The organism is Prevotella sp. AM23-5 (assembly GCF_003473645.1).
GTDB classification, from domain to species: domain Bacteria; phylum Bacteroidota; class Bacteroidia; order Bacteroidales; family Bacteroidaceae; genus Prevotella; species Prevotella copri_A.
Window position 1 is genome coordinate 1 of the sequence record NZ_QUCG01000071.1, and the last position, 16459, is coordinate 16459.

The 16459-nt window shown below is 46.5% G+C and carries 16 protein-coding genes; 7 read left to right on the top strand and 9 right to left on the bottom strand.

Annotated elements, in window-relative coordinates:
• The first annotated feature begins 223 nt into the window (after positions 1–223).
• The 4 genes from DW657_RS14085 (at position 224) to DW657_RS14100 (ending at position 4845) form a co-directional block, all read left to right on the top strand.
• The gene (locus tag DW657_RS14085) at positions 224–1588 is read left to right on the top strand and encodes an ATP-binding protein (RefSeq protein WP_118313108.1); all 1365 of its coding nucleotides are present in this window, start codon (positions 224–226) and stop codon (positions 1586–1588) included.
• A 37-nt stretch (positions 1589–1625) separates the two neighbouring features.
• Complete coding sequence (locus DW657_RS14090) at positions 1626–2288, top strand: hypothetical protein (RefSeq protein WP_118313109.1); 663 nt, start codon at positions 1626–1628, stop codon at positions 2286–2288.
• Between the two features lie 920 nt (positions 2289–3208).
• Positions 3209–3523, top strand: coding sequence for a HigA family addiction module antitoxin (locus DW657_RS14095; protein WP_233547090.1), 315 nt, complete (start codon positions 3209–3211; stop codon positions 3521–3523).
• 173 nt (positions 3524–3696) lie between these two features.
• Positions 3697–4845: an acyloxyacyl hydrolase gene (locus DW657_RS14100; protein ID WP_158577385.1), complete on the top strand. Its 1149-nt coding sequence runs from the start codon at positions 3697–3699 to the stop codon at positions 4843–4845.
• Here the strand turns inward: DW657_RS14100 and DW657_RS14105 are convergent.
• Entirely contained in the window at positions 4813–5304 is a 492-nt protein-coding gene (locus DW657_RS14105) for a GAF domain-containing protein (protein WP_117663471.1), read from the bottom strand. The genes DW657_RS14100 and DW657_RS14105 overlap by 33 nt on opposite strands.
• Positions 5305–5485: 181 nt before the next feature.
• Here DW657_RS14105 and DW657_RS14110 point away from each other — a divergent pair, with 181 nt between their 5' ends.
• Complete coding sequence (locus tag DW657_RS14110; protein ID WP_117663470.1) at positions 5486–6034, top strand: NUDIX hydrolase; 549 nt, start codon at positions 5486–5488, stop codon at positions 6032–6034.
• A gap of 45 nt (positions 6035–6079) precedes the next feature.
• Positions 6080–6412, top strand: coding sequence for a cupin domain-containing protein (locus DW657_RS14115; protein ID WP_022122055.1), 333 nt, complete (start codon positions 6080–6082; stop codon positions 6410–6412).
• A 186-nt stretch (positions 6413–6598) separates the two neighbouring features.
• On the opposite strand, the gene DW657_RS14120 is transcribed toward DW657_RS14115, so the two are convergent.
• The 5 genes from DW657_RS14120 to DW657_RS14140 form a co-directional block, all read right to left on the bottom strand.
• Positions 6599–6988, bottom strand: a complete 390-nt coding sequence (locus tag DW657_RS14120) for a VOC family protein (protein ID WP_117663469.1) — start codon at positions 6986–6988, stop codon at positions 6599–6601.
• A gap of 58 nt (positions 6989–7046) precedes the next feature.
• Positions 7047–7781, bottom strand: coding sequence for a hypothetical protein (locus tag DW657_RS14125; RefSeq protein WP_117663468.1), 735 nt, complete (start codon positions 7779–7781; stop codon positions 7047–7049).
• Between the two features lie 162 nt (positions 7782–7943).
• Positions 7944–8828, bottom strand: a complete 885-nt coding sequence (locus DW657_RS14130; RefSeq protein ID WP_118313115.1) for a carbohydrate kinase — start codon at positions 8826–8828, stop codon at positions 7944–7946.
• 168 nt (positions 8829–8996) lie between these two features.
• Positions 8997–10046, bottom strand: coding sequence for a zinc-binding dehydrogenase (locus DW657_RS14135; protein ID WP_117663466.1), 1050 nt, complete (start codon positions 10044–10046; stop codon positions 8997–8999).
• A 77-nt stretch (positions 10047–10123) separates the two neighbouring features.
• Positions 10124–11563: an MFS transporter gene (locus tag DW657_RS14140; RefSeq protein ID WP_233522273.1), complete on the bottom strand. Its 1440-nt coding sequence runs from the start codon at positions 11561–11563 to the stop codon at positions 10124–10126.
• A 282-nt stretch (positions 11564–11845) separates the two neighbouring features.
• On the opposite strand from DW657_RS14140, the gene DW657_RS14150 reads away from it, so the two are divergent.
• Positions 11846–12853, top strand: coding sequence for a LacI family DNA-binding transcriptional regulator (locus tag DW657_RS14150; RefSeq protein ID WP_118313113.1), 1008 nt, complete (start codon positions 11846–11848; stop codon positions 12851–12853).
• Positions 12854–12974: 121 nt separating this feature from the next.
• On the opposite strand, the gene DW657_RS14155 is transcribed toward DW657_RS14150, so the two are convergent.
• From DW657_RS14155 to DW657_RS14165, 3 genes are all read right to left on the bottom strand, one after another.
• The gene (locus DW657_RS14155) at positions 12975–14348 is read right to left on the bottom strand and encodes an NAD(P)/FAD-dependent oxidoreductase (protein ID WP_117663462.1); all 1374 of its coding nucleotides are present in this window, start codon (positions 14346–14348) and stop codon (positions 12975–12977) included.
• Positions 14349–14501: 153 nt separating this feature from the next.
• Positions 14502–14960 (bottom strand): LexA family transcriptional regulator, encoded by a 459-nt coding sequence (locus DW657_RS14160; RefSeq protein WP_199656126.1) that lies wholly within the window; start codon positions 14958–14960, stop codon positions 14502–14504.
• Positions 14961–15025: 65 nt separating this feature from the next.
• Positions 15026–16339 carry a Y-family DNA polymerase gene (locus tag DW657_RS14165; protein ID WP_118313114.1) on the bottom strand — a complete coding sequence of 438 codons (1314 nt, stop codon included), beginning with the start codon at positions 16337–16339 and terminating at the stop codon, positions 15026–15028.
• Positions 16340–16459 lie beyond the last annotated feature (120 nt).

Sequence of the window (16459 nt, forward strand, 5' to 3'; positions counted from 1 at the left end):
AGGTGACAACTTTTTCACGTATAAGACAAGGCTTCCTATGGCAGGGATTTTTTGTACCTCTATAACTCTATCTTTTATCACAAAACACCCTGCTATAACTCTATCTTTTGTCACGAAACATACCTTTATAACTCTATCTTTTAGCAAAGTTAACATAAAATAATTGCATATCTCGTTAATAATCAGTATTTTTGCAGCCATATAATCATAAAGACGCAAAGATATGGAAAAATACTTGTCAAGAAGCATCGACCAGGCTTTGCTGGAATGGAAGGATAATCCTCGAAGAAAACCTCTTTTGGTGAGGGGCGCCCGACAGGTAGGCAAGTCGAGCACCATTCGGCATTTGGGCAAGAGCTTCAAATATTTTTTGGAAGTTAATATGGAAAGAAATCCTGAGGTGATGGAATTCTTTAAGGGCAGTCGTGATGTGAAGAGCATTGCTGCTAAGCTATCTGACTTCTTTAATGTGCCGATTGTTCCGGGCGAAACCCTTCTTTTCCTCGATGAGATACAAAAGAGCGAAGATGTCGTTCACAGCCTTTGGTTCTTTAAAGAAGATTATCCCGAACTTCATGTCATTGCAGCAGGTTCGCTCCTGGAGTTTGTGCTGAAGGATTTGTCATCGTTTGGGGTGGGCAGAGTAAGTTCACTGTTTGTTTATCCGATGTCTTTTGATGAATTCTTGACGGCAACGGGGCAAGAGGGGCTTCTCAGAACCAAACGAAATAGCAGTCCTACGAATCCGCTGCCCGAGGCATTCTATAACAGATTGGTGGAGGCCTTTAGAAGTTACATGCTGGTTGGCGGAATGCCAGAAGCTGTGGCAACCTACACGGAGACAGGGTCTTATCGCTATAGCAGTGACATTGTGAACGAAATCATCCAGGGTTATCAGGACGATTTTGCCAAGTACGGAGCCAAGGCAAATCCTCTGCTTTTGCGCCAAACTCTCATAAGCGTAGCGCATCAGGCAGGAGCTAAGTTTGTTTACAGTAGGGTAGAAGGACAATATCGTTCGGCAGAAGTAAAGGTGGCTTTGGAGATGCTGAAGGATGCCGGACTAATCATCCCGACTTATCATACGGATGCCAATGGGGTACCGCTTGGGGCTGAAATCAACGAGCGGGTTGTGAAATATCTTATCCATGATACTGGCGTGCTGCTTGGTATTCTGGGAATAGATGACGACATCGACGACAGCATCAAGGAGATGATGGTGGCAGATTCCATCAATCTTGTTGACAAGGGACATGTGGCAGAGATGATGGCGGGCTTGGAACTTATCAAATATTCTTCTCCGCAGAAGCGCCATCAGTTGTACTATTGGCAAAACATGAACAAAGGTACTTGTGCCGAGGTGGATTATGTGATAGCTCGCAGTGGCAGCATAGTTCCGATAGAAGTAAAATCGGGTGTGAAGGGTTCCATGAGCAGCATGTATTCGCTGATGCGCAATCCGCAGAAGCATATAGAAATGGGCATCCGCTGTTCTCTTGAAAATTTTGGAACATTCGAGAGTCCCGATGGAAAGAAGATAGACATCATTCCTCTTTATGCTATCTCCAATTTGTTTGCGGAGAAGTAGATGGGGAATATAAAGAAATATCAAAAAAACTAAGAATATGGCAAGAGCAACAGGTTCAATCAATTATTTGGAGCATCGCACGCCCTTCAAGGACGAAAGCGGTAAGTATCAGATACATCCGATGTTTGTGAAGCGGGATATCGTTGACCAGGAGAAGATGGAGAAACGTGTTCGCGATCATTGTGCGATGAATGTTTCCTCCTTTATCTCTGCATTGGAAACGCTGGAGGATGAAACGCTTTATGCCTTGGCTGACGGCAACGAGGTGAGGGTAGGTGATATGTTTGTCGTCAAGCCTAAACTGGGCGTGGTGAAGCATAAGGATAAGGAGGGAAATGAATGGAAGAAGACCTATCATGAGGGCGACCTGATTCCTGCCAACGAAGTAGCTGTCTGCGGTTTGGAAATTCAGCCCACGAAGGAATTCCTGGAAAGATTGAAACGTCGTTCTAACGGTTGTAGTCGCCAGTATTGGAATGTGAAATTTGCTCCGAAGGAGGCGGATCAGGAGTTTGCCGACATTGTGGAGATTTGCCAGCAGCAGGGATATATCACGGTGAAGGATATAATTCGCAAATTCGGTGTCACCCGCTATCATGCCAATAAGGTATTGAATGATCTCTGTGAGGAACCGGCAGCCAGAATGTATGCTACCAAGGAAGGTCCGGTTACGCTCTATCGCTTGAGAAAGAAGGAATGATGATAGGAAGTTGAAGTAAACGGCTTTTGGGGTTCAAGTAAGTATCTTTTGGGGTGCAAGTAAGCATCCTTTTGGGTTGAAGTAAGTATCCTTTTGGGTTGAAGTAAGTATCTTCTCGGGTGCAAGCAAGTATCTTCCCAACTGTTGCTCCTAGGCTCAGCACCTCTGCCGAGCCTAGTCAGCAGGTCTGCTGACTGCAGTCAGCACCTCTGTCGAGCTTAGTGGCAACCCCTTGTTATCGTACAACTATAACCCCTTTAGTTGTACGACCATAATATGATGATACTTCTATGATACATTGATGATACTTCTTGCCGCATTTTTCAAGAAGTGTCATTGATGTTAAGTTGTTAATCATCAGAAAGATAACTAGTATTTTGAGGAAGAAAATGAGACTATGAGACTTTTTTCGCAGAAAAAACTTATGTTGATAAGATGCAGAAGATGCTTTATGAAAACGTACAAATTACGTACAGGCGAGGAGCCTGTGAGATTTAATGTCTTGTTGTAGCTGCTTTGGGCTTTATAAAACTAGGTAATGTTATATATTCGTTAGAGCAACGAAATAAAGTAACAAACGGTGGAGGCTTATCAGTTGCCTTCACCGTTTCTTCTAGTTTATGCTTGGTAGAATCGAAAAGTTGGTGGGGTTCATCAGATGAAGGTCACCAAACCTAAATATCTTGAAAACAAAGACTTGCAAAATTGATATTGTGACATATTTCATGAAAAAGAGCTGAGTTGCAAGTCGGGAAGTAATCAGATCTTATAATTTTTAACATAGATAATCACAATTATAGTTGTTTAGCAAAAGTTTCCTTCACAAAATTTGTGAATATCGAATTTATATATTATCTTTGCAACATCAAACTATTATAAATAATGTTGTTATGAGCAACGATAAAAAAACAATAAAGGAAATGCGGGCAAACGATATGACTCCGGCTTTTCCTACGCATCCTGGAGATGTTCTGAAGGATGAGATAGAATATCGTGGAATTTCTCAGCGACAGTTGGCTGAGGAAATGGGTATTGCCTATTCTGCTCTGAACGAAATTCTGAATGCACGTCGCCCTGTGACGGAAAAAACAGCTCTACTCTTTGAGGCTGCACTTGGAGTGAATGCTGAGCCTTTGTTGAAAATGCAGATGAGATATAATCTGCAATCTACAAAAAGTGATACTACTTTTATGGCTAGATTGGCTAAGGTAAGGAGGGTGGCAGCAGCCTTGTAAAAAAGCTGAAGAGAAGATATGAATAAGAAACAATCCACATTAAAAGTAGATAGCATATTGGAGTACTACGACAATCCTCAATTCTGATAATACTCTTGTGCTGGATTCTAAAACAAGCACAACTATATCAGAAGAGCGTTTGCCTGATGAAGGCTATTTATTAATCTAGAATGATGAAACATAATTTATTGGTTATATCGATGCTTGCTGCCATGGCATTGCCTGCCTCTTCGCAGGAGGATAGCTGCAAGACTATACACCGCATCGCACTGGATGCGGTGCCATCTACCATATTTCATACTAACGAGTTTCTGCGTGGAGGGAATGATGAGGCCCGGACGATGAATCACGACATGACATTTACACTGAAGTATGCCTTCATGAATAAGGAGGAGGTGAGACCTGGCTCCATCTATCAGGGGGCGTATCAGGGTGTAGGCTTGGCTAGACATGAGTTTAACCAGTGGCTGGCAAATCCGATATCCGTGTATCTGTTTCAGGGGGCACCGATTGTGAACCTATCCCGCAGGGTGTCGCTCAACTATGAGTGGAACTTGGGAATGGCGTTCGGATGGAATGCCTATGACGAGCTGAACAATCCAGAAAACAAGGTGATTGGCTCAAAGGCAACGGCATATATTGATGTTGATGTGTATATGAAGTGGATGCTCTCGAAATATCTCGACCTGAATGCCGGTATTTCGCTGACTCATTTCTCTAATGGCAACACCACTTATCCTAACATGGGACTTAACACAGGTGGCATAAGATTGGGACTGGCTTATTACATCAACCGACAACCATTGGCTGTGCCGAAGGTAGAGCGGGAGAAGCTGCCGGATAGGCGTGGACTTTACACGGATGTGGTATTGTATGGTGCATGGAAGCAGGGAATAGCACATGATGGTGTGTCGAGCTATCTGCTGGATGGCAAGTATGCCGTGATGGGCTTCAATGTCAACCCGATGTACCGGTTGAACCCGTGGCTGAGTTTGGGTGCTTCGCTTGATGGTGTGTACGACCGTTCGGCTAGCAGGGAGAATGATCCTTGGGGCGAGGATGTGAATCATAAGTTTAGTACCCAGGCTGGTCTGGGGCTTTCGGCTCGTGGCGAGTTTGCCATGCCTTATTTCAGCATCAACTTCGGTGCGGGAACCTATTTGCTTGGCAATCGCAACGACTTCAAGGGAGTATATGAGGTGCTTGCCCTGAAGATTCATGTGAGCCGACGTGCCATGCTGCACATCGGCTACAGTCTGGTGGATTTTAAGACTCCTAACAATCTGATGCTAGGCTTGGGATGGCGCTTTGGCGGCAAATAATTCTGCCACTTTCTCCAGCCATTCCTTGTCAATGTCATCAAAGGTATTGAGGTGTTCACTGTCAATATCCAGTACGGCGATCACCTCATCGTTTCGGATAACGGGTACGACAATCTCTGAACGGGAGGCGCTGCTGCAGGCGATGTGACCTGGAAATTTCTCTACATCTTCTACCACGATGGTCTCCGCTTTATCCCAAGCCGTTCCGCAAACACCCTTGCCCCGTTTGATGCGGGTGCAGGCCAGCGGTCCCTGGAAAGGACCCAGTACAAGGGTTCCATCGATGACCCTGTAGAAGCCTACCCACCAAAAGCGGAAGGTGTCCATGATGCACGCTGAAATATTCGCCATATTGGCGATGATGTCGTTTTCGCCCTCTATGAGCGACTTAAGCTGAGGGAGGAGGGTAGCGTAAAGTTCCTCCTTCGTTTCTCCTTTTATAATAAGATGTTCTGCCATGATGTCTTTACTTTTCAATTCTTTCTATTATCAGTTTAGATATACTATTTCTGCAAAAGTAATAAAAATAATTGAAAAACTGTCTTTTTTATAGAAATATTTCTATCCTTTCAATCTTTTTTCGTACTTTTGCACTATCAATTAAGAGAAAGAAAAGTCTGATTTTAAATGAAGTAAGAAAATGGCTGATAAAGATATGAAATGGAAGACGCTCTCGCAGAAGTATCTGATAGAGAAGCCTTGGCTCACGGCACGAGTGGATAAGGTGGAATTGCCTACGGGTGCCATCATTGATGAATATTACGTGCTGGAATATCCTGATTGGGTAAATACCATCGCCATTACGAAGGACGGAATGTTCGTATTCGTACGTCAGTATCGCTATGCGATAGGGAAGACGGTGAATGAGCTCTGTGCCGGAGTGATAGAGAAGGGCGAGGACCCGATGGATGCTGCCAAGCGAGAACTGATGGAAGAGACGGGATTCGGAGGCGGAAACTGGCAGAAGTGGATGACGATTTCGGCTAATCCGAGCACGCATACCAATCTTACCCATTGCTATCTGGCTACGGATGTGGAGCGCATGGATGTTCAGCATCTTGACCAGGCTGAGGATATCGAGGTTCGCCTCTTCTCCAGGGATGAAGTGATGGAAATGCTGGAGAAGAGTGAAATCTGGCAGAGCCTGATGGCTGCTCCGCTCTGGAAGTATTTTGCGAAGGAAAAGTAAACAACAGACAATAGACATTAAACATTAACAATAAACATTATAAAGATGGTAATAGATTTCGAAAAGATTGCTGAGGCTCACTTGGAGGGCTTCAAGGGTGGACAGGGTAAACTCGATACTCGTAATTATGTGGATGACAAGGTGAAGATTATGTATTCTACCTTGCGTCCGGGTGCATCAACTGGTCTTCATACTCATGAGGGCAACTGCGAGATTATCTATGTGGTAAGCGGCACTGCTACTTTCCATTATGATGATACCGTGGAGGAGGTTCGCCAGGGACAGGTGCATTACTGCCCGATGAACCATGCTCATTATATGGAGAACCTCACCGACCATGATCTGGTGTATCTCGCCATTGTGCCTGAGCATCATTAATATCCCTGGAGTATCAGGGAAAAACACATCATGTTCCTCCTGAGGAAAATGAAAAAATAGAAAGTCCAACTCGGATGCCTCTCTTATAAAAAGGCTCCAAGCTGGACTTTCGTCATTTTTATCTCTCTCTTTCTTTCTCTTTATATTGCTATGCTAATCTGTTTTTATCTAAAAGCCGGCTGCGGGTTAGAGTTTCTCGCAGAACTCGATTTTCTCCTTGTTTGGACCCTCGATGGTGAAGAACTTTACACCGTTCTCCCAGAATGGAAGACCATTTACCTGCTGATCCAGCATCTTGAAGATTCCGGCTTCCTTTACAACTAGGAAGAGATTGTCTATGTTCTTTACATCGATGGCGATGTGATCGATGGCTCCATATTCCATCTTAGCCTGATGGTTCTGATAGGTCTCGATGATGAGATTGTGGAGCTGGAGGAAGGCTACTTCCTCGGTGCCGTTTACTGTGCGGAGGGCTGTCTCGAAGCCCAGGGCATGATAAAACTCAATGGTCTTGTTGATGTCGTTGGTAGGAATGCCGATGTGCTGCACGCCTGTTGTAAAATCTTTAATCTTCATAATGAATTTGTGTTTAGATGATTGTTATGATAAAAATTTCTGTATTTTTTTTGAAGATTTAGAAGCGGATGATTTCTGCTCCAATCTGGAAATAACTCTGGTTGCTCTGCGGATTCCACATGCCCTTGGCGTAAACCGGAATGGTGTAGTTGCCGAGCTTGAGGTCGTGGGAGGCTTGCAGCGATACGTGAACGATGCCTGCCGTGGTTCCGAAGAAGTGAGCATCCTCGCCAGCTCTGTTAAGGGCGAAGGCTCCACCTACTCCTGCATCAACCTTCCAGCCATCCTTCTGGTAGATAGGGTATTCCGCATAGGCGAAGGTGGAATATTTCTGCTTCGTATTATCGCTGTTGCGGTCGCGTCCGAAGACTACCGTTGACCAGCTCAGGAGCAGTGGAAACTTCTCGTCCTGAAACCGGTAGCTTAATGTAGCATCGAGAAATCGGCCGGTGGTATGGGCTGAGTAGTTCCAGTATTCCTTATTATTATAGGTGGCACCAGGGGAGAAGTTGTAGGTGTCCCACAGGGCGAATCCCCAACCGCCAGCCTTCAGATTCAGATAATGGTTAAACTCCTTGTAGGAGCCTTCCGAGTTGCAGCCACCCCAAAGTCCCACGGTAATGTGGTCGTTGGCCATCGTATAGCTCAGGTCGGTGAGGAGGACGATGCCGTCGGAAACTTCCATGCCACGCCACAGATGATTGTTCTGCACGTTGGCTTTCAGATGGAGCTGTGCCTGGGCGTTTCCCAGGCAAGCTGCCATCATCAAAACAATAACTACAATTCTTTTCATGGTTTTACTACAAAATAAACTTTTTGAACCTAACTAAAACTTACTAAAATAAACTAATAACTTTTTGAACCTTATAAACCTTCACTAAAAATCAAAAATAATAAAACGTGCAGCTTTATATTTGTACTGCTTTTTCGCAAATATCTTTGGGCAAATGTGGCTTTACTTGGTAAATTCATCAGGCAAAACAGGCATGGCTCCATTCTGTGTACAGACGAATGCCGAAACCTTTACTGCCAATTCATGTGCCTCTCTTACGCTCTTGCCCTTCAGGATGCTTGCCACGAATGCACCTGTGAATGAATCGCCTGCACCCACCGTATCAGCCACTTCCACCTTCGGAGTCTCTATAAACGAAACTTCGCCAGGGGTGAACACATAGCTGCCGTTTACACCGCAGGTAAGAATGAGCATCTTCAGATTGTACTTGCCCAAGAGGAGCCAGCATTTATTCTCCAAGTCGATGCCCGGATAGCCGAAGATGCGGCTTACGGTGATCAGTTCCTCATCGTTGATCTTGAGGATGTTACATCTCTTGATGCTCTCGGTGATAATATCCTTATTATAGAATCCCTGACGGAGATTGATGTCGAAGATTTTGAGGATTCCTTCTCCCTTAGGCATGTGGTCGAGGAAGCGATAGATGGTGTTGCGAGAAACCTCGTTGCGCTGTGCCAGCGAACCGAAGCAGGCAGCGGTGCAATTCTTAGCCAATTCTTCCAGGGCTGGCGTGTAGGGGATGTTGTCCCAGGCTGCTCCCTCCTTGATGTCGTAGCAAGGAATGCCGTTGGCATCGAGCGAAACCTGGACGGTGCCTGTAGGGTAGGCTACCTTGTCTATCTGATAGTTGAGATGGTGATCGTTGAGTTCCTTCTCCAGTTCCTTGCCCAGCTCATCATCGCCCATTGCGCTGACCGCACAGCTCTCGAGTCCGAACTGTGAAACGTGGTAAGCAAAGTTGGCTGGAGCGCCACCTAGCTTCTTTCCTTCTGGAAGCACATCGAAGAGTGCCTCACCGATACCTATCACTGATTGTTTCTTTTCCATTGTCATTTTTACTTTAAGAATGTTAGAGATGTTACTTGATTTCTGTTGCAAAGGTAGCATTTTTCAGCTACCTTTGCAAAGAAAAATCATCTAAACTTTCTGCAAACGTTCCCGCAATCGTTTCCAATTTCTGCAATCGTTTGCAGTATGTTTCTTCTCTTCAATCCTTTACTTCTTCTCTCCAGGTTTCTGCTCGAAATCGATGAGAACCTTCATGCTGGTTTCGCGATGAGCATCGATAAACTTATAGGCGTCATCGTATTCCTCGAAGGCGAAGCGGTTACTTACGAGTGGCTTGAGGTTGACGATGCCCTTGCTTACGTAATCGATGGCTGTGAGATAATCCTCGTGGCGATACATCATTGAACCGATGAGTCTCAATTCATGTTCGCCGAGATAGAACATGCTGAGGGCTGGGTCCTTGGCAAAGACTGCCACCACAACGATGTCGCTACCTTTCTCGATGGTCTCCATCAGCGAACGGATGGAAACTTCTACACCAGCTACTTCGAAACCTACCTGATAGCCTTCCTCACCGAAGAGTTCCTGGGCTGCCTCCTTCAAGGTCTTCTTGGTGATGTTGAGGGTATGCTTGATGCCGCACTCGCGAGCCTTAGCCAGGCGGAGGTCGCTTACATCGGTAATGAGTACATTCTTGGCGCCACGGGCAATGCAGAACTGGGCTATGAGGTTGCCGATGGTTCCTGCACCGCTCACTACTACATTCTTACCCTTCACGTCGGTGCGGTTGCTGGCATGGGCACCAACGGCTGAAGGCTCAATCATGGCACCATAGTCGAGGCTCATGCCTTCTGGCAACTTAGCCACGCGGTCGTCATCTACAACAAAGAAATCCTGTGCAGCACCATCTGCCTGGAAAGCCTGAACACGCAGGTGCTCACAAACATTATACTGTCCGCGCTTGCAAGGGTTGCACTTGCCGCAAACCAACTGTGGGCGAGCGGTGATATGGTCGCCAGGCTTGCAGACGGTAACTTCGCTGCCTACAGCCATAACCACTCCTGAGTACTCATGTCCCTGAACCACTGGGTAGAATGTGGCTGGGTGAAGACCGTGGTAAGAGTGAATCTCGCTACCGCAGATGCCGATGCGCTTGATGTTGACGAGAACCTGATGAGCAGTTAAGTCTGCTGCCTTTGGTTCTGCTACTTCCTTGAATTCGATATGCTTTGGTTCTACCAATATTGCCTGTCTCATAATTATAATGTTTTGAAATTGTTATTGTTATAGTTGGTGGGATAAAAGATCCCGTTTTTTTATTTCTTCTTTTTTATTTATTTCTTCTTATTCTCCAGATCGGCCATAATCTGCTTGTATTGCTTCTTGTTGAGCTTGTAGAAGCAGAGGCATCCTGCGGTGATAATCCACAAGACTCCCGGAATGGTGCTGAAGGCGTGGTGCATGATGCTCAATACTTCTGGATTCTGCACAGCGTTGCTTACATATCCTGCACTGCCCAGGGCAATGGCGAGAAGCGATGTGCCGAGTGCCATTCCTATCTTGTTGCCCAGCGAGATGAAGGCGTATTGGAATCCGTCGTTTCTGATGCCCGTCTTCCACTCGCCATACTCCACACAGTCGGGGATGATGGCATAGATGGCTGTATTGAAGCCTGAGAAGAAGAACCACGACAAGGCTGAGAACAGATAGAACATGATGGCACTGCCGTTAGGGCTGAAGAAGTACAGACCTATCATCGTAATACCGGTGAGGAAAGCGAAGATGGCTGCCGTGAAGCCCTTGTTGCCCGTTTTTCTGAATACCAGAGGGAAGCAGGCGGCACCTATGATGCTTGGCACGATGATGGCCATGGAATAGTAGGAGAAGAGCGTTGCCGAACCTTCTACATAAGTGAAATAGTAGAGCATGTCGGCATTGCGTCCGTAATGGATGAAACCGAAGAGCAACTGTCCTAAAAGGGCGAGCAGATAGGGCTTGTTCTTCATCACGGAGCGAAGCTGCACCTTTAAAGGGAGTTTCTGTCCTACAGGAACTTCTACCACTTCCTTGGTCTTGTGAAAGCAGAACAGATGGCAGGCGGCGAAGATGATGCCGTAGAGTACAGCCACAGCCAGATAACCATATTTGGTATCGCCTGCGCCAAACCAGCTGATGAGCGGAACGGTTACGATGTTGATTACTCCGATGGCCATCATGGCGCTCACCGAACGGCTGGTGTTGAGCTTGGCTCTCTCATCGATGTCTTGCGTCATGGCTCCGCAGAGTGTGCCGTAAGGCAGGTTCACGCAGGTATATCCCAGCACCAGGATGCAGTAGGTTACTGCCATATAGATAATCTTGGCGGTCTGGCTCCATTCCGGATGTGCCCAGAAAGTGAGTATCAGTACCAGTGCCGTGATAGGAGCTCCGAAGAGCAGCCATGGGCGGAATCGTCCCCATCGGGTGTGGGTCTTGTCGGTAAGTGTGCCGATGATTGGGTCGTTGATGGCATCCCAGAATCGGGAAACAAGCATCAGGGTTGCTACGGCACTCATGCTGATTCCGAATACATCGGTGTAGAAAATCATGAGGAAGTTGCCCACGAACATCCAACTGAAGTTGCAGCCTACATCGCCCATTCCATAGGCGAGTTTGCTGATGAAGGGAACCTTTCCCTGTGAATTGTTCTTTTGCGAGTTGCTCATTTGTGAAACATTCGCTTGCATATTGTCATCTTGCGAACTGTTTGCTTGAAATTTAGAATCTTGTTCCATATTCTTTTTCTTAGGTTTGATTGTGATACTTAATGTTGTTTATTCTTTTTTTTGTGAAGGAATAGAGCGATTTGAGAAATCGTTTTTTCCTTTTCACGCTGCAAAGATAGAACGTTTTCGCAGGAAAAACAAGAAAAAAATCGATAGTTTTTTTGCAACCGTTCCCGCAACCGTTCCCATTTTCCGCAACCGTTCCCAAAAAGATTTCTCTGTTTTTTGTTGTGGCTTTCGTAGAAAATAAGTATCTTTGCAAGCACATTCATCAAGAAACGAAAAAGAAATATGGCAAAATATGTAACCATCATGGATATTGCAAGGGAGTTGGGATTTTCCAAGTCCACAGTTTCGCGTGCCCTGTCGGGAGATACGGGTAATGTGAAGGCGGAAACCTTGAAGAAGATATTGGAGACAGCAGGACGGATGGGCTATCATCGCAACGAACTGGCTGTGAACTTTCGCCAGCAGAGCACTCACAACATCGGCATCATCATCCCCGAAATCGTAACAACGTTCTATATGACCTTTATCAATGATGCTCAAGCCATCTTGCGCAAGCAGGGGTATAAGGTGATGATTGCCATCTCTAACGAGAATCCTGAGCAGGAGAGAGAGAACATTCTGATGATGGAGCAGCTGCGTGTGGATGGTATCCTGATGAGTGCATGCGATAAGGAGCATAATGTGGACCTATATAATAAGGTGATAGAAAGGGGCATTCCCATTGTGTTTTTCGATAGAACGGTGGAGAAGGTAAAGGCTTCACAGGTGCACATGGACGATTACATCATGTCGTTTTTCATGGTGGAGGCTTTGTTGCGCAAGGGCTATAAGCATATTATTCATATCCCGGGACCTGCTTATATCCGAAACAGCTATGAACGATTGAGGGGCTATCGGGATGCGCTGGAAAAGTTTCATATAGAGTATCAGGCGCAGGATGTCTTGTCGCCAGCTTTGTCGGCTGAAGAGGGTAGTTGGGTGATGGAGCGGTTCCTGGAGAAGAATGTGCCCTTTGATGCGGTCTTTGGCTTTACGGAGACTGCTGTGTTGGGAGCAAAGAGTGCTATCCAGAAGCGTGGCTTGCGTATTCCGGAGGATGTGGCGCTTTGCTGCATGTCGGGCACAGCCTTGGCTACCTTGGTTCATCCTCAGTTGACGGTAGTGGAGCAGCCTATTGAGAAAATGGCGCAGGAAAGTTGCCGACTGCTGCTGGAGCATATTGCCGATGGTTATAGAAGGATAGAGGAAATTGCATTGAGAGGTGAAACCGTGATAAGGGAATCTACTTAATAAAGGTATCGACTTCTGGAATCTGCATAAAAGAAACGGGTGTATCATCTATATAATTGAATGATACACCCGTTTTCTATCTCGTTATCTTAAGCATTTAAACTTGATCTATCTCGTTATCTTAAGCTTCCTCTTCCTCTTCTTCATTCTCCAGCAAGTCGGTGCCGAGGTGAGTGGTCTGTTCACGCTTCAAGCGGTCGCGCACCTCCTTAGGCTTGGTGGCGTAGGTAATCATTCGGATAGAATCGTTGTAGCTCACGTACTTCCAGAGCCAGTTGAGCATTACCATTACCTTGTTCTTTACGCCAAGGATAGAGCGGAGGTGAACTACCAGCCACAATACCCAGGCAAAGAAGCCCTGGCTGTGGAACTTGCCAAGTTCTACCACTGCCTTGTTTCTTCCGATGGTAGCCATAGAACCCAGGTTCTTGTAGCGGAAAGGCTTGAGCTGGGAATCTGTGGCTCCCTCTGCTATCTTCTGGATATTCTTTGCCAGAAGCGCAGCCTGCTGGATGGCTACCTGAGCCAACTGTGGATGACCGCCAGGATAAGCTGGGTCGGCGGTCTGGATACACTGGTCGCCGATGGCAAAGAGACCGTCCATGCCAGGGATGCGGTTGAATTCATCTACTACGATTCGGAACCCACGACCCAGATGGTCGCCATCGATACCCGTGATAGGCTGTGCCTTTACACCTGATACCCAGAGGAAGGTGCGGGTAGGAATCTCCTGACCATCCTTCATCAGAACCTTGTGGTCCTTGTAGTCGGTTACCATTTTGCCAAACTGTACATCCACACCCATGCTGGTAAGGAATTCGTATGCTTTCTTAGAAGAGTCCTGTGACATTCCGGCGAGCAGTCTGTCGCCCGCTTCCAGGAGATAGATGTGCATTAGAGATGAGTCCATATCAGGATAATCATAAGGAATCACGTAGCGCTTCATTTCAGAGAGGGCTCCGGCTATCTCCACACCTGTAGCACCACCGCCTACAATCACTACGTTCAGCAGTTCCTGTCGCTCTGCTTCCGTGGCACAGGTCAATGCACGCTCCAGGTTACTGAGCACGGCGTTGCGCAATCCCATTGCCTCAGAAACGGTCTTCATCGGAATCGCCCATTTCTCGATGTTGGCATTGCCATAGAAATTGGTGGTGGTTCCTGCTGCGAACACCAGGTAATCGTACTCAATCTTACCGATGGAAGTCTGCAGAATCTTCTTGTCTGGGAATACGGCTCTCGCTTCTGCCATGCGGAAGTAGAAGTTCTTGCGCTTGCGGAAAATCTGGCGGAACGGGAAGGAGATGGAACTTGGGTCGATACCTGCTGAGGCAATCTGATAGATAAGCGGAGGGAACTGATGGAAGTTATTCTTATCAATCAACACTACCTGAAGGTTTGCCTTGCTGAGGTCTTCTGCCAAGCGAAGACCACCGAGTCCGCCACCTACAATTACGACTCTCTTCAACTGATTTCTCTTGATATTAATACTCATAACTACTGCTGTTTGTTTGGAATTACTAAATACATATATTTGCTGAAAATTCTATTCTTAGAAGGCATATAGCCTAGTCTTCGCTGAAAATTCGACTGCAAAGGTACAACTTTTTAATGAGGTGGCAAAGGAAGATGAGTAGAAAAAGATGAATTATTCTGCAATTTGATGAATCACATAGGTAACTACGCCCCAAATCATGAATCGGTTGGTCTCATCTACCCGGATTGGGGAGAAGTTTTTGTTCCATGGGATGAGCCAGCCGAAGGCACCGCTCTCATCCATCTTGAATTGCTTGATGGTGAATTCGCCATCCACGAAGGCGATGACGAAGTTGCCGTTGGATGGCTCTATCTGCCTGTCTACGATGGCTAGGTCGCCGTCGAGAATGCCTGCATCCTGCATGCTGTCGCCCGAAACACGTACATAGAAGGTGGCCTCACGATGGCGAACCAGAATATCGTTGAGGTCTATCTCTCCCTCCATATAGTCTTGTGCCGGCGAAGGGAAGCCTGCCTTTACGCTTTGTTCTGCCAGCGGAATCGGCATCTTCTCTCCAAATTCCGCAGGGTGAAATGTCAGCTTTATCTTATTATCGTTATTCTTATTCATCTTGTTTTCTTATTTATTTTCTTAGTTTATGGAGCTCATTTTTAGAAAGAGGCTCATTCTGAATCTCATTGGGTTCTCACTTTCAGAATCTCATGAATATCCGTGGTAAACCGCTTCGACATATATTCCCGTTTCAAGTCGAATCGGCAATCGGTGCCTTGTATGGCTTGCCTTATCGTGCCATAGCCGTTCTTGCGGTTGATGGCATCGATGGCTTCCATCAGCGCCTTCTGCCTGGTGCGGTCGATAGGGTCGAAGAGATCCTGCTGGCGAGGATTGTCGGGGGAGATTTGCCACAGGATGACGCCAGCTTTTTTGAAATGGAATGCCAAGTCTGTACGATCAGGCCGTCCGTCGGCTATCGGTTTGGGATATCTGGCTCGAAGGATGGCAAGTGCAGCGCCCACAATCTCATCCTGCGCATTGGTGGCGATGGGTAGGGTGAGGGAGTCGTGAATGGTATATTCGGGTACGTTCTCATTGAATCTTGAGGTCCATGCAAATACCGTAATGCCCTGGCATACGCTACCTTGTCTTCTTAATTTCTCAGTACAGCGCACGGCGAAATTGGCCACGGCTTCTTCTACCACATTCTTATCGCTGATGCCCTCATCGGCAAAGCTCCGGCTGGTGCAGATGCTCTTCTTCTGGGGCAATTCCTCGATGCTGATGCAGCTCTCGCCATTCAGTTCCTTCCAGGTTCTCACGGTGGTGATGTTGAAATGGCTGCGCACCCAACTCTCTTTCTTATCGGCAAACTGGGCAGCTGTGCGAATGCCCATATAATCGAGCTTTTTGGAAATCTGTCGTCCGATACCCCATATATCTTCTATAGGGAACAGCGACAAGGCCTTGTGTCTCCGTTCATCGGTATCAATGAGGCAGCAGCCCTGGTAACCCTTGTATTTCTTGGCGAACTTAGAACCGATTTTCGCCAAGGTTTTCGTTTCGGCAATGCCGATGGAGATAGGGATTCCTACGGCTCGGAGTACATCGGCAGAAATCCTGGCACCATATCGGTGGAGGAGGGAACCATCTGTGACGGAAGAAAGGTTTTCCACCTCGAAAAAGCATTCGTCTATGGAGTACTGGTCGATGTGCGGCGAGTAGTGCGAGAGCATCGACATTACCCTGTTGGAGAGAGAGCCATAGAGCGTGTAGTTGCTGGAGAAGATAGCCACGCCTTCAGCCTCCAGTTTTTCCTTTACCTGATAGAACGGATCGCCCATCTTATAGCCCAGCGCCTTGGCTTCTTCAGAGCGTGCGATGACGCACCCGTCGTTGTTGCTCAAAACAACCACGGGCTTTCCTATCAGGTCGGGGCGAAACACTCGTTCGCACGAACAGTAGAAGTTATTGCAGTCGGCTAATCCTATCATTCCTTATTTATTCTTTTCGTGTTGCAAAAATACAAAAAATATTCGAAACTCTAGTCTCTATCCCAGATTATATTTTTTTCTATGTTTTTTTAGAGAAAAGAACGCCTAAAAAGGCAAAAA

Bases quoted from the DNA above. Each gene is read 5' to 3' on its own strand.
- DW657_RS14130 (WP_118313115.1), bottom strand. From the start codon at position 8,828: ATGGAAAAGAAACAATCAGTGATAGGTATCGGTGAGGCACTCTTCGAT.
- DW657_RS14150 (WP_118313113.1), top strand. From the start codon at position 11,846: ATGGCAAAATATGTAACCATCATGGATATTGCAAGGGAGTTGGGATTT.
- DW657_RS14110 (WP_117663470.1), top strand. From the start codon at position 5,486: ATGGCTGATAAAGATATGAAATGGAAGACGCTCTCGCAGAAGTATCTG.
- DW657_RS14095 (WP_233547090.1), top strand. From the start codon at position 3,209: ATGCGGGCAAACGATATGACTCCGGCTTTTCCTACGCATCCTGGAGAT.
- DW657_RS14105 (WP_117663471.1), bottom strand. From the start codon at position 5,304: ATGGCAGAACATCTTATTATAAAAGGAGAAACGAAGGAGGAACTTTAC.
- DW657_RS14165 (WP_118313114.1), bottom strand. From the start codon at position 16,339: ATGATAGGATTAGCCGACTGCAATAACTTCTACTGTTCGTGCGAACGA.
- DW657_RS14135 (WP_117663466.1), bottom strand. From the start codon at position 10,046: ATGAGACAGGCAATATTGGTAGAACCAAAGCATATCGAATTCAAGGAA.
- DW657_RS14140 (WP_233522273.1), bottom strand. From the start codon at position 11,563: ATGGAACAAGATTCTAAATTTCAAGCAAACAGTTCGCAAGATGACAAT.
- DW657_RS14100 (WP_158577385.1), top strand. From the start codon at position 3,697: ATGAAACATAATTTATTGGTTATATCGATGCTTGCTGCCATGGCATTG.
- DW657_RS14085 (WP_118313108.1), top strand. From the start codon at position 224: ATGGAAAAATACTTGTCAAGAAGCATCGACCAGGCTTTGCTGGAATGG.
- DW657_RS14155 (WP_117663462.1), bottom strand. From the start codon at position 14,348: ATGAGTATTAATATCAAGAGAAATCAGTTGAAGAGAGTCGTAATTGTA.
- DW657_RS14125 (WP_117663468.1), bottom strand. From the start codon at position 7,781: ATGAAAAGAATTGTAGTTATTGTTTTGATGATGGCAGCTTGCCTGGGA.
- DW657_RS14160 (WP_199656126.1), bottom strand. From the start codon at position 14,960: ATGAATAAGAATAACGATAATAAGATAAAGCTGACATTTCACCCTGCG.
- DW657_RS14115 (WP_022122055.1), top strand. From the start codon at position 6,080: ATGGTAATAGATTTCGAAAAGATTGCTGAGGCTCACTTGGAGGGCTTC.
- DW657_RS14120 (WP_117663469.1), bottom strand. From the start codon at position 6,988: ATGAAGATTAAAGATTTTACAACAGGCGTGCAGCACATCGGCATTCCT.
- DW657_RS14090 (WP_118313109.1), top strand. From the start codon at position 1,626: ATGGCAAGAGCAACAGGTTCAATCAATTATTTGGAGCATCGCACGCCC.